Origin of the sequence: Lacticaseibacillus manihotivorans DSM 13343 = JCM 12514 (assembly GCF_001435035.1) — a bacterium.
In the GTDB taxonomy this organism is placed as follows: Bacteria; Bacillota; Bacilli; order Lactobacillales; family Lactobacillaceae; genus Lacticaseibacillus; species Lacticaseibacillus manihotivorans.
In genome coordinates this window covers 1-19,792 of the sequence record NZ_AZEU01000009.1, presented here as the reverse complement: position 1 = coordinate 19,792, position 19,792 = coordinate 1, and the positions used below count along the sequence as shown (strand labels likewise).

At 48.7% G+C, this 19,792-nt stretch carries 20 protein-coding genes; 17 read left to right on the top strand and 3 right to left on the bottom strand.

Translation table 11 applies throughout. The features are described 5' to 3' along the window. The 10 genes from FD01_RS00460 to FD01_RS00415 all read left to right on the top strand — a co-directional run bounded on the left by FD01_RS00460 (position 1) and on the right by FD01_RS00415 (position 10,046). On the top strand, positions 1–780 hold the full coding sequence (locus FD01_RS00460; protein ID WP_056962237.1) for a YlmH family RNA-binding protein: 780 nt from the start codon (positions 1–3) through the stop codon (positions 778–780). Positions 781–798: 18 nt separating this feature from the next. Beyond that, positions 799–1,497, top strand: a complete 699-nt coding sequence (locus tag FD01_RS00455) for a DivIVA domain-containing protein (RefSeq protein ID WP_056962236.1) — start codon at positions 799–801, stop codon at positions 1,495–1,497. A gap of 581 nt (positions 1,498–2,078) precedes the next feature. Continuing rightward, positions 2,079–4,868 carry an isoleucine--tRNA ligase gene (gene ileS / locus FD01_RS00450; RefSeq protein WP_056962235.1) on the top strand — a complete coding sequence of 930 codons (2,790 nt, stop codon included), beginning with the start codon at positions 2,079–2,081 and terminating at the stop codon, positions 4,866–4,868. A gap of 1 nt (position 4,869) precedes the next feature. Further along, on the top strand, positions 4,870–5,085 hold the full coding sequence (locus FD01_RS00445; RefSeq protein ID WP_056962234.1) for a cold-shock protein: 216 nt from the start codon (positions 4,870–4,872) through the stop codon (positions 5,083–5,085). A gap of 94 nt (positions 5,086–5,179) precedes the next feature. Further along, positions 5,180–5,539: a fluoride efflux transporter FluC gene (locus FD01_RS00440; RefSeq protein WP_056962233.1), complete on the top strand. Its 360-nt coding sequence runs from the start codon at positions 5,180–5,182 to the stop codon at positions 5,537–5,539. Then, a complete protein-coding gene (locus tag FD01_RS00435) occupies positions 5,536–5,883 on the top strand; it encodes a fluoride efflux transporter FluC (protein ID WP_054715413.1) in 348 nt (115 codons plus the stop codon). The genes FD01_RS00440 and FD01_RS00435 overlap by 4 nt, the downstream gene beginning before the upstream one ends. Positions 5,884–5,955: 72 nt before the next feature. Beyond that, entirely contained in the window at positions 5,956–7,581 is a 1,626-nt protein-coding gene (locus tag FD01_RS00430) for a putative polysaccharide biosynthesis protein (protein ID WP_225436234.1), read from the top strand. Positions 7,582–7,593: 12 nt separating this feature from the next. Next, positions 7,594–8,061, top strand: coding sequence for an AAA family ATPase (locus FD01_RS00425; RefSeq protein ID WP_054715416.1), 468 nt, complete (start codon positions 7,594–7,596; stop codon positions 8,059–8,061). 82 nt (positions 8,062–8,143) lie between these two features. Then, positions 8,144–9,610 carry an ABC transporter substrate-binding protein/permease gene (locus FD01_RS00420; protein WP_404820831.1) on the top strand — a complete coding sequence of 489 codons (1,467 nt, stop codon included), beginning with the start codon at positions 8,144–8,146 and terminating at the stop codon, positions 9,608–9,610. A gap of 103 nt (positions 9,611–9,713) precedes the next feature. After that, complete coding sequence (locus FD01_RS00415) at positions 9,714–10,046, top strand: hypothetical protein (protein WP_054715422.1); 333 nt, start codon at positions 9,714–9,716, stop codon at positions 10,044–10,046. 52 nt (positions 10,047–10,098) lie between these two features. On the opposite strand, the gene FD01_RS00410 is transcribed toward FD01_RS00415, so the two are convergent. Then, positions 10,099–10,938 (bottom strand): phosphate ABC transporter substrate-binding protein, encoded by an 840-nt coding sequence (locus FD01_RS00410; RefSeq protein WP_056962232.1) that lies wholly within the window; start codon positions 10,936–10,938, stop codon positions 10,099–10,101. A gap of 138 nt (positions 10,939–11,076) precedes the next feature. On the opposite strand from FD01_RS00410, the gene FD01_RS00405 reads away from it, so the two are divergent. From FD01_RS00405 to FD01_RS00395, 3 genes are all read left to right on the top strand, one after another. Then, positions 11,077–12,507 carry an MFS transporter gene (locus FD01_RS00405; protein WP_056962248.1) on the top strand — a complete coding sequence of 477 codons (1,431 nt, stop codon included), beginning with the start codon at positions 11,077–11,079 and terminating at the stop codon, positions 12,505–12,507. 192 nt (positions 12,508–12,699) lie between these two features. Next, on the top strand, positions 12,700–13,698 hold the full coding sequence (locus FD01_RS00400; RefSeq protein WP_056962231.1) for a hypothetical protein: 999 nt from the start codon (positions 12,700–12,702) through the stop codon (positions 13,696–13,698). Between the two features lie 36 nt (positions 13,699–13,734). Continuing rightward, a complete protein-coding gene (locus FD01_RS00395; protein ID WP_056962230.1) occupies positions 13,735–14,730 on the top strand; it encodes a helix-turn-helix transcriptional regulator in 996 nt (331 codons plus the stop codon). Between the two features lie 103 nt (positions 14,731–14,833). Here the strand turns inward: FD01_RS00395 and FD01_RS00390 are convergent, their stop codons facing one another. Continuing rightward, the gene (locus tag FD01_RS00390) at positions 14,834–15,991 is read right to left on the bottom strand and encodes a toxic anion resistance protein (RefSeq protein ID WP_056962229.1); all 1,158 of its coding nucleotides are present in this window, start codon (positions 15,989–15,991) and stop codon (positions 14,834–14,836) included. Next, complete coding sequence (locus FD01_RS00385) at positions 15,988–16,698, bottom strand: 5-bromo-4-chloroindolyl phosphate hydrolysis family protein (RefSeq protein ID WP_225436235.1); 711 nt, start codon at positions 16,696–16,698, stop codon at positions 15,988–15,990. The genes FD01_RS00390 and FD01_RS00385 overlap by 4 nt, the downstream gene beginning before the upstream one ends. 161 nt (positions 16,699–16,859) lie before the next feature. Here FD01_RS00385 and FD01_RS00380 point away from each other — a divergent pair, with 161 nt between their 5' ends. The 4 genes from FD01_RS00380 to FD01_RS00365 all read left to right on the top strand — a co-directional run bounded on the left by FD01_RS00380 (position 16,860) and on the right by FD01_RS00365 (position 19,595). Continuing rightward, positions 16,860–17,393, top strand: coding sequence for an NUDIX hydrolase (locus FD01_RS00380; protein WP_054715441.1), 534 nt, complete (start codon positions 16,860–16,862; stop codon positions 17,391–17,393). Between the two features lie 4 nt (positions 17,394–17,397). Beyond that, the gene (locus FD01_RS00375; protein WP_056962228.1) at positions 17,398–17,670 is read left to right on the top strand and encodes a hypothetical protein; all 273 of its coding nucleotides are present in this window, start codon (positions 17,398–17,400) and stop codon (positions 17,668–17,670) included. 63 nt (positions 17,671–17,733) lie between these two features. Further along, positions 17,734–18,432, top strand: coding sequence for a 5'-methylthioadenosine/adenosylhomocysteine nucleosidase (locus FD01_RS00370; protein WP_054715444.1), 699 nt, complete (start codon positions 17,734–17,736; stop codon positions 18,430–18,432). A gap of 2 nt (positions 18,433–18,434) precedes the next feature. After that, on the top strand, positions 18,435–19,595 hold the full coding sequence (locus tag FD01_RS00365) for a cysteine desulfurase family protein (protein WP_056962227.1): 1,161 nt from the start codon (positions 18,435–18,437) through the stop codon (positions 19,593–19,595). The last annotated feature ends 197 nt before the right edge of the window (positions 19,596–19,792 follow it).

The following is a 19,792-nucleotide window of genomic DNA, read 5'->3' as shown; positions in this document are numbered from 1 at the left end:
ATGGATAACGTTTTACAGCACTTTCGTAAAGACGAAGCGCCGTTTATCGCGCAAGTTGAATCTGATATTGAAACTGCCGCTGGTGAATATCGGCCGATTTTAACCAATTTCTTGGACCCAAGGCAAGTTTATATTATCGAAACCTTGGTGAATCAAGCAGATGGGGTTAAACTGTTTACGTTTGGCGGAGTCGCCTCGGCTGAACGCAAGCGGGCCTTGATCGCGCCAGATTACTTTGAACCTCAGCCTGAAGATTATGAGCTGGCAGCATTAGAGATCAACTATCCGCAAAGATTTGCTGAGCTCGATCATTCGCATATTTTAGGCACATTGGCCAATGCTGGCATTGAGCGCAACTTGTTTGGTGATATCGTGTCTGATGGCACGCGGTGGCAAGTGATCGTAGCGGCGTCGATGAGTTCATGGGTGCAAACCAATATCGATAAAATTGGGCGCATCGGGGTGCGGTTTGAACCAATTGACTTAGACCAATTGGTGACGCCGACCAATGATTGGGAAGCGCTGCAATTGACGATTCCCTCATTGCGCATCGATGCGGTAGTCGCGCATGTGTTCAACATTTCCCGCACTCGCGCCAAAAGCTTGATCGAGCATGATATGGTGCGATTGAACTTTGCAGTGATCGCGCGGCCAGACGTCGAAGTCGATGTGCGAGACATTTTGTCAGTGCGTGGATTCGGTCGCTTGCGGATTCAAGCCGTACTTGGCACCACTAAAAAAGATAAACTGCGGGTAACCGTGGATGTGATCCACAAATAGTGATTAGGAGGCAGTGACATGGCATTAAGCCCACTGGATATTCATAATAAAGAATTCAACGTCCGCATGCGCGGGTACGATCAAGATCAGGTGAATGACTTTTTAAGCCAGATCATCAAAGATTATTCGGCATTGTTGAAAGACAATGAGGATCTGCAAAAACAACTTGGCGACGCTCAAGAAAAGGTGAAGTACTTCACTGATTTGAAGGATGCGTTGAACCAAAGCATTATCGTCGCCCAAGAAGCAGCGGACAAGGTGAAGACCAACGCCGAACAAGAAGCGGACTTGATCCAACAACAAGCTGAAAAGAACGCGCAAGACTTGTTGACCAGCTCCACGGATAAAGCCAACCGCATCGTCGGCGATGCCAGTGAAAAAGCCAAGAAGATCACTGTGGAAACCGAAGACTTGAAGCGCCAAACTCGGGTCTTCCGCCAACGGTTACAAGTGATGTTGGAATCGCAGCTTGAAGTGGTGAAATCCCCTGAATGGAAGGAATTGTTGTCTTCTTCCGATTCAGCCGCAGTGGTATTAGATCCAGCAAATCGTGAATCTAACCTTGACAAGCCGGCAGGTGAACCCGTACACTCAGAAGCAACAGAAGAAGTTGTTGATGATGCCAGCCAACCTGGTTACACTGAAATCATTTTCCCTCAAGAAGATGATGCGGCACCAGAAGAAGCCGACGATCAATCAACAGACACTGAAGAATAACGTATGGACACGCGTCTAAACCGTGCGCTGGCATAGCGACTCGAGAAAAGGTGAAAGCTCGAGGCAGCAGCGGTGGTGATATCAGTCCGTCAGTTGCGCAGGTGATAAGTAACTTGCGCCGGGTACTCCCGTTAACAGGCTTGAGGAAGGCAATGTGCCTTTGAAGTTAGGTGGTACCACGAAGATCTCGTCCTAGTATTGGGGTGGGGTCTTTTTTGTACCCAGAGCGCAGTCAAGCGGTCTTAGCGATGCAGGTAGCCTAGCTTCAAGCTTTGAGCCGTACTTTGGCTCGAAGTTTGAAGCGTAGCTAACTGTCGTCGCGTTGCTTGACGGAGCTCGACGATTCCAGTGCTTTTTGAAGCGCACTTAGCGATGCAGGTAGCCTAGCTCAAGTGATTGGACCGTTCTTTAGTCCGAGTGCTTGAGCGTAGCTAGTCGTCGTCGCGTTGCTTCAAAAAGCACGACGCTGTCGAAACTTTTAATTCATCCTCAAACCTCGAATCTATTTGCTGGAGCCTCATTTACCCACGTAACTGACGGACTGACATCCGCGTGACCCACACAAAAAAGGAGAATCTCATATGAAAGTCAAAGAGACCTTAAATCTGGGCAAGACGTCATTTAAAATGCGCGCCGGCCTCCCAGCTAAGGAACCAAAGCTTCAAGAAGCTTGGTATGAAAACCATGTTTACGAAGCCCGTCAAAAGTTAAACGAAGGCAAGCCAACATTTGTTTTGCATGATGGCCCTCCATTTGCCAACGGGAACATTCACATGGGCCACGCCTTAAACAAAGTGACCAAAGACATCATCGTGCGTTCCAAGTCTATGGCCGGCTTCCGCGCGCCTTACGTCCCTGGCTGGGATACGCATGGTTTGCCAATCGAACAACAATTAGCCAAAAAAGGCGTTCGTCGCAAGGAAATGTCCATGGCTGACTACCGTGAAATGTGCCGTCAGTTTGCGATGAAAGAAATCGACAAGCAACGCACCGACTTCAAGCGCTTAGGCGTGTTAGGTGATTGGGAACATCCTTACATCACCTTACAACCAGAATTTGAAGCCGAAGAAATTCGCGTTTTCGGTAAGATGGCTGAAAAAGGCTATATTTATCACGGCTTAAAGCCAGTTTACTGGTCATGGAGTTCTGAATCCACGTTAGCTGAAGCTGAAGTCGAATATCATGACGTTAAGTCCCCATCCATTTACGTCGCCTTCAAAGTCGTTGATGGCAAGGACTTGTTAGACAACGATACTGCCTTCATTATTTGGACCACCACACCTTGGACTATCCCAGCTAACCTTGGGATCGCAGTTAACCCACGCTTCGAATATGCGCAAGTGGCAGTTGGCGGTAAGAAATACGTGGTGGCTTCAGAAATGCTACCAAAAGTGGCCGAAGAACTTGGCTGGAGCGACTACGAAGTCCTGAAGACTTTCCCAGGTACTGAACTCGATCGTATGACGGCGCAACACCCATTGTATGATCGCACGAGCCTCGTGATGGAAGCTGATCACGTTACCTTGGATGCCGGGACTGGCTTAGTCCATACCGCTCCTGGTCATGGTGAAGATGACTACAAAGTCGGCGTAAAATACGGATTACCAGTTTATTCCGTGGTTGATGAAAAAGGTTTCATGACCAAAGATGCGCCTGGTTTTGAAGGGGTCTTTTATGATGATGCCAACCGCATGGTTACTAAGGCCTTAACCGAAAAAGACGCGTTGTTGAAACTCGACTTCTTCACGCATAGTTATCCACATGACTGGCGGACTAAAAAGCCGGTCATTTATCGGGCAACCACGCAATGGTTTGCTTCTGTTGAATCCTTCCGCCAAGAAATCTTGGATGCGATCGATAAAGTGAAGTTCAACCCATCATGGGGTAAAACTCGCTTGTACAATATGATCCGCGACCGCGGGGATTGGGTCATTTCGCGTCAACGCGCATGGGGCGTGCCATTGCCGATTTTCTATGCTGAAGACGGTACTCCGATCATCGAAAAAGCCACCATCGATCATGTCGCTGACTTGTTTGGTGAATATGGTTCCATCGTTTGGTCACAACGCGAAGCCAAGGACTTGTTGCCAGAAGGTTATACCAACGAGCATTCTCCTCATGGCAAGTTCACCAAAGAAACGGACATCATGGATGTTTGGTTTGATTCCGGTTCTAGCTGGGCAGGCGTGGCCAAAGCCCGTCCAGAGCTCGTTTACCCAACGGATATGTACATGGAAGGTTCTGACCAATACCGTGGTTGGTTCAACTCCAGTTTGATCACCAGTGTCGCCAACAACGGCGTGGCCCCTTACAAGGAAATCTTGTCTCAAGGCTTCACCTTGGATGGTGAAGGTCGTAAGATGTCCAAGTCTTTGGGCAACACCATCGTGCCAGACACGGTTGAAAAACAATTCGGTGCTGAAATCATCCGCTTGTGGGTCGCATCTGTTGATTCCAGTTCTGATATGAAAGTTTCTATGGACAACTTCGCCCATACGTCTGAAACTTATCGTAAGATCCGGAACACCCTGCGGTTCATGTTAGCCAACACTGGTGACTACAACGAAGCCGTTGATGCGGTATCTTATGCCGAACTGGGTTCCGTTGATCAATACATGTTGGTTCGTTTGAGCCAAGTGATCAAAGCCGTTCGTGATGCTTACACTGCTTATGATTTTGCCACGGTGGTGAAAACCATCACCCAATTCTTGACGGTGGATATGTCAGCCTTTTACTTAGACTTCGCCAAAGATGTGGTTTACATCGAAGGTGAAAAGTCCTTGGCGCGTCGTCGCATGCAAACAGTGATGTACAAAGCCTTGGTCGATGTGGTTGAATTGCTGACGCCAATTTTGGCCTTCACTGCTGAAGAAATTTGGCCATTGTTGAAACAAGATCGCGACTTTGCCGCTTTGGCTGACTTCCCAGAAGCCACTGGTTTCACGAATCAAGACGACTTGTTGAAGGCATGGCCTGCGTTCATGGCGTTCCGCGATAAGGTGCAAAAAGCCTTAGAAGTTGCCCGTGATGCCAAAGTGATCGGGAAATCTCTTGAAGCCCATGTCACGGTTTACGCTGATGACAAGCTCAAAGCCTTGCTTTCCGGCTTAGATGCCAACTTGGCCCAGCTGTTGATCGTGTCTGACTTCACAGTCAAAGATGCCACCGACGCACCGGCTGACGCCCAAGTGGTTGACGACGTGAAATTAGAAGTTGTTCATGCTGAAGGTGATGTGTGTGATCGTTGCCGGATGACCACCACTGATGTTGGCAGCGATGCGCGTTACCCACATTTCTGTGCGCGTTGTGCCAAAATCGTCTCTGAAAACTTCCCAGAAACTGCTGCCGCAGATTTCGAATTCGAGGTTTAATATGTTAGGACGCGTGAAAAACTACAATGAAGACAAAGGTTTTGGCTTCATTGAAATTCCAGAACAACCTGATGTGTTTGTGCATTTTTCCGCCATTCAAGGCGGGGGCCGGCAAACACTGGTACCTGGTGAAGAAGTGAAATTCGTGATCGTGGAAGGCGCTCGTGGCCCGCAAGCGGCGAATGTCACCAAAGTGCAACCAAAAGCTGAAGATTAGCAACACCTTGAGTCATCGAGAGCAATTCTCGATGGCTCTTTTTTTGCGTGCGCGGTACAATGAAATGATATTTTATTCTTGAGGTGAGTTGGCGATGAAAAAAGCACTGGCCGTGTTTATCGGCGGGGCCTTAGGTGGCATCAGCCGTTATGCCATCGATTTGTGGTTGCATGATTCAACGAGTCTGCTCGGTACTTTGGCAGTGAACTTAGTCGGCTGTTTTTTATTGACGTATTTAACATACGGTCTTGCCCAACGTTTGGATCTGTCTGATTGGGTAAGCTTAATGCTCGGGACTGGGTTTGTCGGGGCATTTACGACCTTTTCGACCTTTGTGTTAAACTTAGTCCAACAAGTGAGCCCTTATGCGCTGGTGATTTTTGCCTTGAATTTAGTCGGCGGGAGTCTGTTTACCTTTGCGGCATTTCACCTCGCAAATCGGAGGCGCGTATGAACTTGTTGATGGTGGGAGTCGGTGCCGGCTTTGGAGCGCTTTTGCGGTATGGCTTGACCCAGCTGGGCAAAACGCTTTGGCCAACCCGTCCTTGGATGACCCTGCTGATCAATGTCACTGGGGCCTGCTTGGCAGGGTGGGTCAGTGCCTTGGCTTTGCCTGAAAGTCTGCATTTGTTAGTGGCGACAGGATTGTTAGGTGGGTATACGACGTTTTCAACGTTCCATGTGGATGCGTTAGGCTTGATCAACCGCAAGCTTTGGCCGCAAGTGCTCGGCTATTATGTCGGAACAGTCGGATTAGGCGTGTTGGCGGCGAGTTTGGGCATTTGGTTAGGGCGTTAAGAAAACGCAAAGATTATTAAAAGCTGAACCGTGGTTTTGTCGGCGTCGTATAATATTAGTTATGATTTGGGGGTGAGTCACATCGCAGATAATTCGCAAGCCAAGGCTGCTTTAGTCAAAGGTTCCGCGTGGATGACCGCAGGATCGATTTTTTCACGAGTCTTAGGCGCGATTTATGTCATTCCTTGGGTGATGTGGATGGGTGTGCATTGGACCGCAGCCAACGCACTGTTTGCCCGCGGGTATAACATTTACAGTTTATTTTTGATCATTTCGACCGCGGGGATCCCCAGTGCGGTGTCCAAACAAGTCGCGCATTACTTGGCCGCCGATCAGTACGGTTCCGCCAAAAAGCTTTTCCATCGCAGCATGATCTTGATGATCGGCTTAGGTGTGGTAAGTGCTGGGGCCTTATGGTTATTGACGCCAGTTCTCGCGATGCAAAATGGCCATGTGGATCCGCACATGATCCCAGTGTTGCATGCCTTAGTTTGGCCGCTATTATTGATCCCGCCGATGAGTATTTTGCGCGGGTATTTCCAAGGCTATTCGCAAATGGCGCCGAGTGCGGTTTCGCAATTGTTAGAACAATTTGCCCGCGTCGTGTACATGTTGGGCTCAACGTATTTGATTATGCGGGTGGGTTCAGGCGATTATGTTCAGGCTGTGGCGCACTCCACGTTTGGGGCGTTTGTCGGCGCGGCGATCGCGTTGATCTTCTTGATTTTCGCGTATACGCGCCAGCACAAAGAATTTGATTTGATCGCCACGGATGTCCCAGCCCCGACGAAAACGTTGCTAGGCGAAGTCTTACATCAGTCCATTCCGTTTATTATTTTGGATGCTGGGACGGTGTTGTATCAATTCTTTGACCAATACAGTTTTCCTGAATTCTTGAGTTATTTCTTCCATGTGTCTAATGATGAAATCAACTATTTATATGGGTTGTTTGCCTTTAATACCAATAAACTTGTGATGATCGTTGTGTCGTTGGCATCTGCTTTAGCGGTTACCGCCATTCCATTGTTGGCAGGGGCGTTTACTAAAGGTGATAAGCATGGTGTGGCGACGCAAATTGAAAACATTTTGCGGCTATTCTTCTTAGTCATGTGGCCGAGTGCTTTGGGCATGTCGGCAGTGGCGCGACCATTGTATGCGTTGTTTTATTCTGACGATCGCCTCGGCGTGCACATGTTGCAATTCAACGCTTATGTGGCCATCGCCATGGGGCTGTTTACCGTGTTAGCAGCGGTGATGCAAGGCTTGTATCAAAATCGGCAAGCGATCATTTATTTCTTGATCGGCTTTGCGGTGAAAATTATTTTACAATGGCCACTGGTATATTGGCTGCAAGGTTTTGCGCCACTGGTGGCCACTGGGATCGGGATGATGGTGTCGGTGTTCTTGATGCTTCACGCCTTAGATCAGCGTTACGACCTCGACTGGTCCGTGTTGAGTACCCATATTTCGCAACTGTTGGGCTGTGCACTAGTGATGTTTGTGTTTGCGTCTGCTGTTGTCGGCGTTTTTGATTGGTGGTTAGGCGGGGTTCGCAAAATCACGGCGATCCCAGTCCTGCTAGTCGGTGCTGGTGGTGGTGCCGCGGTTTACGTCTACATGGTGTTGAAGTTGCGTTTAGCGGATGACTTGTTAGGTGGGCGTATCGAAGGGTTGCGCACCAAGTTGCATATCAAATAACTGGAGGCAATCATGCCGACTTTAGTGATCATTCGGGGAAATTCTGGCAGTGGAAAAACGTCTATGGCGGATGCCTTGCAAGCACATTTTGGTGCAGAGAATTGTTTGGTGATCCATCAAGACCAAATCCGGCGAGAGCTGTTACATGCCAATGATCATGTCGACACGCCAGCCGTTGCGCTGATTGCGAACTTGATCCGTTTTGGTCTCGCGCATTATCCACTGGTGATCGTTGAAGGCATTTTACGCCGGGATGTGTACGGCGAAATGTTGAACCAAGTCGTCAGCGAATGGCATGGGCCAACACTGAGCTATTATTTGGACGTCGCGTTTGCAACGTGTGTGGCGCATAATGCGCAACGCTTTGACGAAGATATTCAAAGTCGTTGGTGGCGAGCAGACGATGTTTTGAGTGCCAAGGATATCCGTTTGCCGCATCGCGATGTCGCGCGGGTGTTATCGGATCTGAATCGAATTTAGGAGGAACGGTCAGCGATGGCCGTTTTTTTCTTGCATAAATATTTACAAAAGTGTATTCTATACCAATGTTGAAAAAATGAGGTTGGGTGAAATGAAAAAATTCTTCGGGCTATTATTTGTTTTATTGATGCTTTTGGCCACTACAGGTCACCAAAATGTCCACGCCGCTACTGACGATTCTTTGGCGCGCATTCAGAAAAAAGGCACCTTGGTGATGGGCAACTCCCCGAATTACCCACCTTATGAATTTCAAGTGAATCAAAACGGCAAAAGTGAAATCGTCGGGATGGATATTTCGATCGGGAAACAAATTTCCAAAGACCTCGGCGTCAAGCTGGTAGTCAAGAAAATGTCCTTTGACTCTATGTTAGTGGCTTTGGAAACCGGGAAAGTCGATATGATCTTATCTGGTTTCTCACCGACAGCGGCCCGCAAGAAGCATGTGGACTTCACTGATTCTTACTACGTCTCCAAGCAATACATTATCATCAACAAAACCGACAAAGGCTTGTACAAAAACAAGAATTCCTTCAGCGGCAAGAAAGTCGGCGCAGTCGTTGGCACGATTCCTTATGACTTGGTCAAAGAACAAATGCCTGGCGCCAAACTCGTCGGCATGGAAAACGCCGCAGATTTGGTCTTAGCCTTAAAAGCACATAAAATCGATGGCTTGGTGAAAGATTCTGCTTCAGCATTAGCGTATGCCAGCTCCGATCCTGGCCTCACTACGATCAATGGGAAATTTGAAGTATCAGGCGATGAAGCAGGTAATGCCATTGCATTGCCGAAAGGTTCCACTAGCTTGACGCTAGCCATCAACCAATCGATCAAAAATATCCAACAAAAAGATCTCATCAACAAGCAATACTTACCAGAAGCTGGGAAGTTGATGAATACCAACACGGCCAACACCTCCATGTGGCATTACTGGTCTTATTTTGCCAAAGGGGTCGGCTATACAGTCGGCATTTCCTTAGTCGCCGTGATCATCGGGGTGTTGTTGGGCGCCGGGCTGGCATTGATCCGCATCGGTCACACCAAAGTTTGGCACGCCTTGGCCACAGCATATGTTGAATTTATTCGCGGCACGCCGTTGATGGTCCAAGTGATGTTCATCTACTTTGGTATCGGGATGTTTTATGATATTTCTGCGGTAGTCGCTGGGACTTTAGCCGTGGGCTTGAATTCCGCGGCTTATGTGTCAGAAGTCTTCCGCTCCGGGATCGAATCTGTACCAGTAGGCCAAAAAGAAGCTGCGCGTTCGTTGGGCTTGTCCACCAAGCAAACCATGCAAAGCGTGATTTTCCCGCAAGCTATTGTGACCATTTGGCCGGCGCTTGGCAATGAATTTATTTCGCTGATCAAGGAAACCTCGATCGTGTCGATCATCGGGGTCGCCGATTTGATCTATCAACTGCGGATCGTGCAAGCTGATACGTATAAAGGCGTGTTGCCGATCGTCGTGGCGATGGTGTTGTACTTCATTTTGACGTTCGGATTATCGCGCGTGTTGCAGCATTTCGAACACAAATTCAATCATGCCAATTAAGTGAGCAAAGTCTGATCTGAAAAATGGTCAGGCTTTTTGCGTTGTGTTTGTGTGGGGGGTATACTATATTCGTAAGCGACTACATCAACAGGGAGGAAGATTGATGGGTATGGGGAAAATCACGGTAGCAACGCCGGAGGAATTGGCAGAAGCATTGCACCAACAAGTCGATGAGATCACAGTATCAAACGAAATGCAGGCGCAAATGCAAGCATTAGCCAATCGGCAGTTGTCAGACGCCGATCGTTTAGGCTTTGAAATCGGTGGGCGTGGGGTGCTCACAGTATTGGAACATGGCCTTAATCATGTCCAAGCCAAAATACAAAAAGGCGACAAGCTACAAGCACAAATCGATGAACGGGTGCTCGGTTTGTACAAAGTCGCGATGCAACCAAACGGCGAAGCCTTGTTGCGCTTGAAGCAATTGGATTACTAAATCAAAATGACGCGCTCACTTCTTTAATAGAAGGAAACCGCGTCATTTGCATTTAGTGAGTATCTTCGATTTGCCCATCATGGGTGCGGGCGACTTGCATGGTGCTAGTCGGGATGTAGCCAAGTCGTTTGATTTGTGCATCATCGGTTTGAACGCGGTGAATAAACTTCGCGACAGTCGCACTTGGGGCGCCATTGGTATAAAGGTGTTCGTACGCCCAAATTGGCCACTTGTTGGTTTGCACATTGGCGTCTGTCGGATTGATGCCATCCAGTAACAATGGCCGCACACCAGCTTGCAAGCCAGAAAAAGCGACATAACCGATGGCACCAGGGGTGTTTTTGACTTGTTTGACCATTGCTTGTGATGAATTCAAGACTTTCCCTTGGATCCCTTGCACGCCGCTCAAAGCTAATGCTTCAAAGGCGGTGCGCGTGCCAGAACCGGCTTCGCGCATCAAGACTTTGATCGGCATCGCTTTGCCGCCAACTTGTTGCCAATTGGTCAGCTTTCCGGAAAAAATGGCCTTGAGTTGCGCTGAGGTTAAGTTTGAGACGCCCACTTCAGGATTGACGATCGGGGTGATGCCCACCACCGCAATTTGATGATCCACCAGCTTTGCCGCCGGCGCATCAGAATTTTCTGCAAACATGTCTGCCGCGCCAATCGTGACTTTGTCAGTCGCCACGGCATTTAAACCCGCGGCACTGCCACCACCGTTAATGGTGATGATATTTTTTTGCGCAATGGCTGCAGCTTTGAGTAACGGTTGCATAGCGGTTGAGCCGGCGATACTGATGGTTGAATCATTTTTGGCCGCGGCTTGTTGAACCCCATAGCCGCTTAAAGCCAGGGCTAACACCCCACATAAGAACCAAGTCATTTTTTTCATGTGCTTTCCTCCTGTTATTAGGATAACGGGGGAATGTAAAGACTACCTGCAATTGGTGTATCGAAAACGTAAGGTTGGTAATTGTTTGGTAAATGGGCGTATACTAAAAGTACTTTCTGAAAACTGGAGGCCGATGTGGTGCAAAGTTACGTTAAAGACCCTAAAGTCCAAAAAAATCGCTGGTGGATCATTATCGCGGTGGGGATGTTCACCATTATGTCCACTCTTGATGCCTCGATCGTCAACATTGCCTTGCCGGTGATGTCCAAAGACTTACACGTGCCAATGAATCAAGCCGAATGGGTCGTGTCGATTTATTTGATCGTGATCTGTGCGCTGTTGTTGATGGGCAAACTCGGCGATTCCCTTGGCAAAATCCGAGTCTTTCGCTTAGGCACGGTATTGTTTACCATCGGCAGTTTGTTAGCTGGCTTTAATCATAGTTTCTATTTGCTATTATTTGCGCGGGTGATGCAAGCGTTAGGCGCTTCGATGACCATGGCCAATAATAACGGCATTATCATCGAAGTTTTTCCGCAAAATGAACGCGGCAAAGCGTTGGGGTTGATCGGCTCGTTTGTGGCGGTGGGCTCGATTGCAGGGCCTGGGATCGGTGGGTTGATTTTAGGGGCCTTGCCTTGGGGCTATATTTTCTGGATCAATATTCCGATCGGGATCATCACGATGATCGTTGGGCATTTTGTCTTACCTAAAGACTTGCAAACCAGTCATCAACCGATCGACTGGGGCGGCTTTGGCAGTTATGTGTTGGCCATCGTCCCGTTTTTCTTGGCAGTGTCATTGGGGCAAGAAGTTGGATTTGGCAAGCCTTGGATCATCGGCTTGTTTATCTTTGCAGTGTTGGCATTCGGCTTATTTGTCGCCATCGAACACCACCGCCAAACGCCTTTGGTATCGTTTAAGTTATTTGCCAATCATGAATTTACGGTGTCCCTGTTGACTGGGTTCTTGATTTTTGTCACCAACTTCTTCTCCAACGTGATCACGCCATTTTATTTGGAAAATGCTCGCGGGTTTTCGGCAACGCATGCTGGCTATTTAATGATGGTTTTCCCGATCGTGCAAGTGATCATTGCGCCGTTGTCAGGCTCTTTGTCTGATAAAATCGGCCCATATTTCTTGACCTTGGTGGGCTTAGGAGCCATTTTGATCGCGCAAGTGGGGTATGCGATGTGGCATTTAGCCAGCCCGTTATGGGTGATCATTGTGATCATCGCAGTCAATGGGTTTGGCAATGGGGTTTTTCAATCGCCGAACAACACCATCATCATGTCTGCTGTGGCGCCTAAAGACTTAGGCATCGCTGGTGGGTTGAATGCGCTGGCACGTAATCTCGGGATGGTCGTCGGGATCTCTGCGGCGACGACCACGTTGTTTGCGGCGATGAGTCATACTGCTGGACACCATATGTCGACTTATCCGACGGGTCATAACCAATTATTCATCAGCGGCATGCGCGTGGCGTTTGTCGTGGCCATTATTTTATGTGTGATCGCCTTTATCCTGACAGCGTATCGCATGTGGCAAAATCGCAAGCAAACTGCCTAAAGGTGGTTTGCTTTTTTTACACGCAATAGACAACACGACAGCATATGTCGCAATCGGTGAGACTCACGACAACCCGCGTCGTGGTTCGCATTTGGTTAAAATGAATGTTGGGTTTACCAATTTTTCCTGCATAATATATACAAAATGTAATATTATCAACCTGTCTTTTGGCAGGAGGGAGTTCGGACAATTATGAAAGATTTGATCCCAGTCGTGTCATCATTTCACGCCATGCAAGCGATCCATCAATTCTGGCGGGAGTGGGGGTTTGGTCAGACACCATCAGAACGTTATCGCCAAATCCTCAGCGATGCCGAGACCCAATCGACGTTTGATGGGCTCATGCGCGCCAGTGTGACCATGGAAGATTGGCATTCTGGCATGCGCTCGTTTATTTTGCATCAAGATGATGAAGCCGCGGTGTTGGATCTGATCGCGCCAAAAATCAACGGGGTGCGGCAACCCCAAGTCCCACTGCCGTTTCAAGGTACACTGAAAAATCCGCGCTTGGTGATTTTAGCCAGCAATCCGCAAAGCGATCGCGGCGTCTTGAAGTTGCCAGAAGCCGCTGCGTTTGACCATCAAGTCATGAACTTAAAAAACATCAGCGGCACTTGGCCGATTCCTGGGAACTTTTTGCCCGATCAGCTGACGACCAAAGGGGCTTGGGTGCATGATAATTATATTGATGGGGCGGACGCTTTAGTCAGTGCAGAAGACGTCGGCAATGCGCGTCAATTTGGCATTCGAGAAATCGTGCGGTTGTCATGGTTTCCATATCGTTCAGCAAAATTCCTATCATCACCGTTTCGCTATTTTGGCACTGGGTATCCAGAGCATTGGTTGGCGTCGCAGAAGTTGATGTTGGCATGGCTAGCTGCTTATTTGCGCCGGGTCAGCAAGTGGCCAACCGAGCAACAGCCGATTTTTATTGCGCGCCAAGATACCAACTGGCAACGTGCTGTCCATACGGCCATTACTCGTTCAGATTATGAAGACAAAGCCGAGCTTCTGCAGTTATTTGATGCTCGTTTGTATTATTATTCCAGTGGCAGTGCGCACCTTACCCGCAAAAATGTGATTTCGGCAGCTTCCGTGGCGGAACTGGCCCGAGTGAAGCGCGAATACTTTGAGCGTGGCAAAGCAGATTTTGTCACGACACTGGATAATATCTTCACCCAAGCCGAATAAAAATGCGCTATACTGAGTTTCTAAGGAGCATTCATTATGGCAAATATTCAGGCGCAATCACGTTTATTAGCGATCCTCAACCTGCTTTTTTCTGGGGACACGGTCACGGCGCAGTCGCTTGCGACCCAGTTTGGCGTCACGGTACGTACCGCGCAACGCGATCTTGATCAATTGCAGGCTTTAAGCGTGCATGGGCAGCTGTTGTTGCGGCGGATCCCGACGCGGCCGGTCGGCTATCACATCGATCTCAATGCGCAAGTGCAGCCTGGCGTGGTGTTGATGCTTGAGAAAATGATCCTGCAGTCGCGCACGCTGACAGCTGTTGAGTTACAAACGGCTTTAAATGCCTTGCAGCAACTGACGAAAAACTCGGCTTTACCATCATTACAACAATCGATCGCAGAAGAAGTGGCGAATTATGAACCGATCGTGACGGCGCAAAATCGGGCTCGGTTGATTTGGCAATTGCAAAAAGCCATCGAACAAAAGCGCCACATTGCGTTAACTTATGTCGATCGCGAAGCCAGCGAATGGCAAGCGCCAGAAACACTGCTGGTGGTGCCACTGGCGATCAGTTTTAACGGTCAATATTTTCATTTAAGTGTGCACGTTGAAGCGAGTCGCGAGATTCGAGATCTGCAATTGGATTGGATCTCAGACTTTCAGGCCTTGACGCAGACTGACTCAGCGCAACCCGATCCTAAAGTCGGCGCTCGTCGCCGGTTGCAGGCATATGGCTATCGCGGCAAAACCATCAAGATTCAATTTGAATATTATGGGTTGTTAGAATATGTGTATGATCGTTTTCCCACTGCCCACGTGCTGCGATACTTGCCAGGAAAACATAATCCTTGGCCGTTTCGCGTGGCGGTGGTGGAAATGGATGTGGAGTATTCCACGGGCATTCGCATGTGGTTGATCACGCAAAGCCCGATTTTAAAAGTGATCGCGCCGCAAAACGTGGTGGCAGATGTGAAAGCGCATTTGAAATTAGCGTTGGCGCGTTATGAAGAAGACGACATCACAAACTAAAACCGTGACCTGATTTGAGGTCACGGTTTTTTGGTGCTTAACGTAGGCAATCACCCATAAACGTAGGCTGATCGTATCAAATGCTGACATAAAAAAACGCAAGTTACATATTGCCTTTGGTGTAATCCAACAGGTGATTTTTGAGTTCGGTTTCCATGTTGGACAATTCTTGTTCGGCAGCTTGACGCTTGCTGCGACCTTCTTGTTGGATCTGCAAGGTTTGTTGTAAGGTTTCCACCAAGTCGTTTTGCGTTTGGGTGAGGGTTTCGATATCCACCACGCCACGCTCGTTTTCCTTGGCAGTTTCAATGGCAGAAGTCTTGAGCATCGCTGCGTTCTTCTTCAACAAATCGTTGGTGGTTTCAGAGACTTGGCGTTGGGCAGTGACGGCATCTTTTTGCCGCAACAAGGTCAATGCGATTGCCACTTGGTTCTTCCATAATGGAATGGCGGTGTTGATCGAGGCTTGGATTTTTTCGGCTAAGGCTTGGTTGGTGTTTTGGATCAAGCGGATCTGCGGGGCTTGTTGCAAGGTGATCTGCCGGGCGAGTTCCAAATCATAAGCGCGCTTTTCCAGGCGAGTTTGGAATTGCTTGAGGTCGTTGACTTCTTGCACTTGCATTTGGTCGCCTGAGGCTTGCGCTTTGGCCATCGCTTCAGGAATGGTTTTGGCGTCAAGTTCTTGGAGCTTCATTTTGGCCGCGGCGATGTAAATGTTCAACGCGTCAAAGTAAGCTTTGTTTTGGCCGTATAGCTCATCGAGCATTTTGTTGTCGGTGAGCAAGCCTTGTTGTTCTTTTTCCAAGCGTGAAGCGATGGAATCGATTTGGGCGCCAATTTTTTGATATTTGGCGGTGATTTCAAAAATTGAGCGGCGCACTTTGCCGAACAACTTCTTAAACACATTGTTGTCTTCAGCGCGCAGTTCATCCGGGTTGGCTTCATTCAACCGCGCCATCAAGCTGGTCAAGGCATCGCCCACGGCCCCAGTGTCTTGAGACTGCACTTTATTGAGCATGGTTTGCGAGAATTGACCGAGTTGCTTTTGGGCACTGGCGCCATAACTCATCACGGCATCTGTAGACTTCACGTCGATTTGATCGGCGAGTTGCTTGGCTTGGGCTTCTTGTTCTGGGGTCAAGCCTTGAGGGGTGGCGGCGGGTTGGTCAACGGGTTTGGCGACTGGGGCTTCCGTTGCACCGAAAGGGTTAGCCAGTAAGTCATTGACCAAATTCGTGTCGGTTTGTTGTTCTTCTGTCATTCTGCATGCTCCTTCAATTTTTGACCGGAGAGATCAACGCGGGTGTTGATGTTTTGCGTGGATTCCGGAATTTGTTTTTTGGCTAAGTTGATGTCCGCTTCTAGGGCATCGATGTCAGTTTCGACAAAATGCGCATAGTCATCGCGAATGGCATTGGCAAGATCTGCCGTGGTGTTCGCCGCTTGGGTCAATACCGCATAAGTATCGTCGGTTTTGACTTCGTGATGGCTGATGGCTTCGTATTTTTCCGCGATGCGCACCAAGTTGGGGAGCTGTTCATAAATGAAATGCCCGGCGGCGCCCATGGCCATCGGGTTGTTCACGATCGCTTTAAAATAGGCGTGCAACACGTCAACGATATCGGTGTTGATGGCGATGCTTTTGAGCTTTGGCACGCGCGCGATGATGGTTTCAAATTCTTGCACTTGATCAGATACGGTATCCATGGTTTCACGGAAGACTTTGACTTCACTGTCGTCTAAACCGGATTCTTGATAATGGGCGGCCATGCTGGCACTTAAAGGCTTGGTGGCATTGGGGACAATGGGACGCGGGCGGGAAAGCTCGCCGATCAAGCGGGCAACGCCAAACACGGCGCCGACAAAAATCGCCATGCCGATGTGGCCACTTAATAAGCCAAGCGCGGCGCCGCCTGCGATCCAAACCAACACCCGCCAAGTGCGAATGCGTTTTTGCGTTTTTTTCACCTGGTTCACTTCCTAACTCGTTATGCCCTCATTTTAGCATATAACCGCGCCTTCAATATCAGACTTCGGGTGGAGTTTAAGCAAGTTTTCTTTAAGTCCTTGGCTGGATGGTAGTACAACGGTATAGTTGATACAGTAGATGCATTTGAGGAGGGCTAAACATGACCCCAGAAACCTTACTATCAGAAGAAACTTTATTTAAAGGCAAAGTTGTGACCTTAGGCAAGCAAACAGTGCGCTTAGCTGATGGACAAAAAGCCTTGCGTGAGGTCGTGCATACCACCGGCTCAGCTGGGATATTAGCCCTTGATGGTGACCGCGCTTTGTTTGTCAGTCAATGGCGGGCACCGTTAAAGCAAGTGACCGTGGAATTGCTGGCGGGTCGCATTGAAGTGGGGGAAGATCCTCGCGATACGGCTGCGCGCGAATTAAATGAAGAGGCGGGTTTGCAAGCGGGGCGCTTGACGCCTTTGACGCAGTTTTATCAAGCTGCTGGATTTTCTGATGCGTTGTGTCATTTGTTTTTGGCTGAAGATTTAACGTCTGTGGCTGACAAACGCCCGCAAGATGCTGGCGAGTTTGTGGATGCGCAATGGCTGACCCTTAAAGAAGCACAATTATTGCAAGCGCAAGGCGTGATCTGCGATGCCAAAACCGTTTTAGGCCTAGCCTTATGGGCCAATAGGAAAGGATAACGACATGGACGAAGAACCAAAAACCCGCAAAGCCTACCGCGAAGCACAAAAACATTCGCAAAGCCAAGCCTCTGAACGGGATAAAAAGCGCGTGCAAGTCGAGCGCGAATACGCCCGTGAGCAACGTCAAAAAAGGCACGGTAAAATGCAACCTAATGGGCAATTTGATGACATCACTTATAAGCGTGTCACTGGGTTAAAGAAGAAACTTAACTGGGCGATCGGTATCGTCATCGTGTTGTTGATCATTGTCTTTTTGGTTTTAGCGTTTGTCTAATTGCGACTTACTTTAATAAAGCGTATACTAGACTCAGACATTTTTTTGAAAAGAGGACAACACATGACAATCGGCGTGATTTGCGCAATGGAAGAAGAACTGCGGGCATTATTGGCAAAACTAGATGATGAAACAGAAATTTCTGTGGCCAACCAACATTATTTCAAAGGCACCATCGAAGGGGTTTCGGTGGTATTAGTCGAATCTGGGATCGGCAAAGTGCAAATGGGCATGACCACTGCGATCATGTTAGAAAAATTCGCCCCAGATGTTGTGATTAATACCGGCTCTGCTGGCGGGATCGGTCAAGGCTTACAAGTCGGCGATGTGGTGTTATCCAGTGCAGTTGCCTATCATGATGCCGACGCCACTGCTTTTGGCTATGAAATGGGTCAACTCCCACAACAACCCCAAAAGTTCACGGCAGATGCACAAGTCGTCGCCGACATTGCCCGTGCCGCTGAATCGGTTGGCTTGAACACCAAAACCGGCTTGATCGTATCTGGTGATCAATTCATCGCGTCAGATGAGGCCAAAAAGCGCATTTTAGGGATTTATCCAGAGGCGCTTGCCGCTGAAATGGAAGGCGCTGCGATCGGCCAAGTGGCCACGCAATTCAACACGCCATTCGTGGTCATCCGTGCGATGAGCGACACTGCGGATGGGAATGCTGGCCAAAGCTTCGATGAATTTATTGTCGATGCCGGCAAACGTTCCGCCCAAATGTTACTTGCTTACATTCACCAATTAAAGGAAGCCTGATCATGCAACATATTTATCTTGATAACGCGGCGACCACGCCAATGGCACCAGCTGTGGTTGAGGCCATGACTAACCAAATGCAAAATGATTTCGGCAATGCCAGCTCCAGCCACTGGTTTGGTCGCACTGCGCATACTGAACTGGATGCCGCGCGTAAAACCATTGCCCAATCCATCAATGCCAAACCTGATGATATTATTTTCACCAGTGGCGCGACTGAAGCCAACAACACTGCCATTAAAACCGTGGCGCATGCGATGGCGTCAAAAGGCAAACACATCATCACCACGGCCATCGAACATCCCAGCGTTTTAGAATCGATGAAGGCATTGGAACGCGAAGGCTTCAATGTGACTTACTTGCCAGTGTCTGAAACTGGTGAGTTAGAGCTGGCAGATTTTGATGCTGCCTTAGATGATGACACGATTTTAGTTTCCGTGATGATGGGGAACAATGAAGTGGGCTCACGTCTGCCAATTAAGGCAATCGGTGAACGCTTAGTCGATCATCAAGCGCTGTTTCATACCGATGCGACCCAAACTTATGGCTTTTATTACATCGATGTTGACGCGTTGCATGTTGATTTCCTGTCCACGTCTGCGCACAAAATCAATGGGCCAAAAGGCGTTGGCTTCTTATACCGCCGCCCAGGTTATAAATTGTTGCCATTCATGAACGGTGGCGAACAAGAAAAAAAGCGCCGTGCTGGGACTGAAAATATCGCAGGCATCGTGGGCATGGCCAAAGCGGTGTCCTTATTGACCCCTGAAGTCAAAGCCAAGCACCAAGCTGATTTCTACGGCTTCAAGCAACAATTGTTGAAGCAATTAGATGACGCTGGTATCGATTATGCATTGAATGGCAGCTTGAAGCCTGACAATCCCAACCATGTGTTGAACATGTGGCTCAAAGGCTTGTCCACTTACGCCTTGCAAACTAACTTGGATTTAGCTGGGTTTGCGATTTCCGGTGGGTCTGCATGTACAGCTGGGAGTTTGGAGCCGTCGCATGTGTTGATCGCGATGTTTGGCAAAGACTCGCCACGTATCGGCGAATCCATCCGCGTCAGCTTCGGGACTTATACCACGGCTGAAGAAGTGCAAGCATTCGGCGTTGCCTTGATCAAAATCGCCAACCGGTTGCATGCACGGGCAAAAAAGTAAATCGAACCAATTCGTCGTTGCCCAAAAGGTGATGGCGATTTTTTTGCGAAAATTTTAGCATCCAGTTACAAAAAATACTTGATAATTGTTTCTGAAGGCGTTATCATTCTAAGCGTATACTAGGAGGAAGAGGTGGCTTAGCGGTAAGCAGGAGATAACCACACGTTCATAACGCCAAAATCGGGTCAAGGCACATC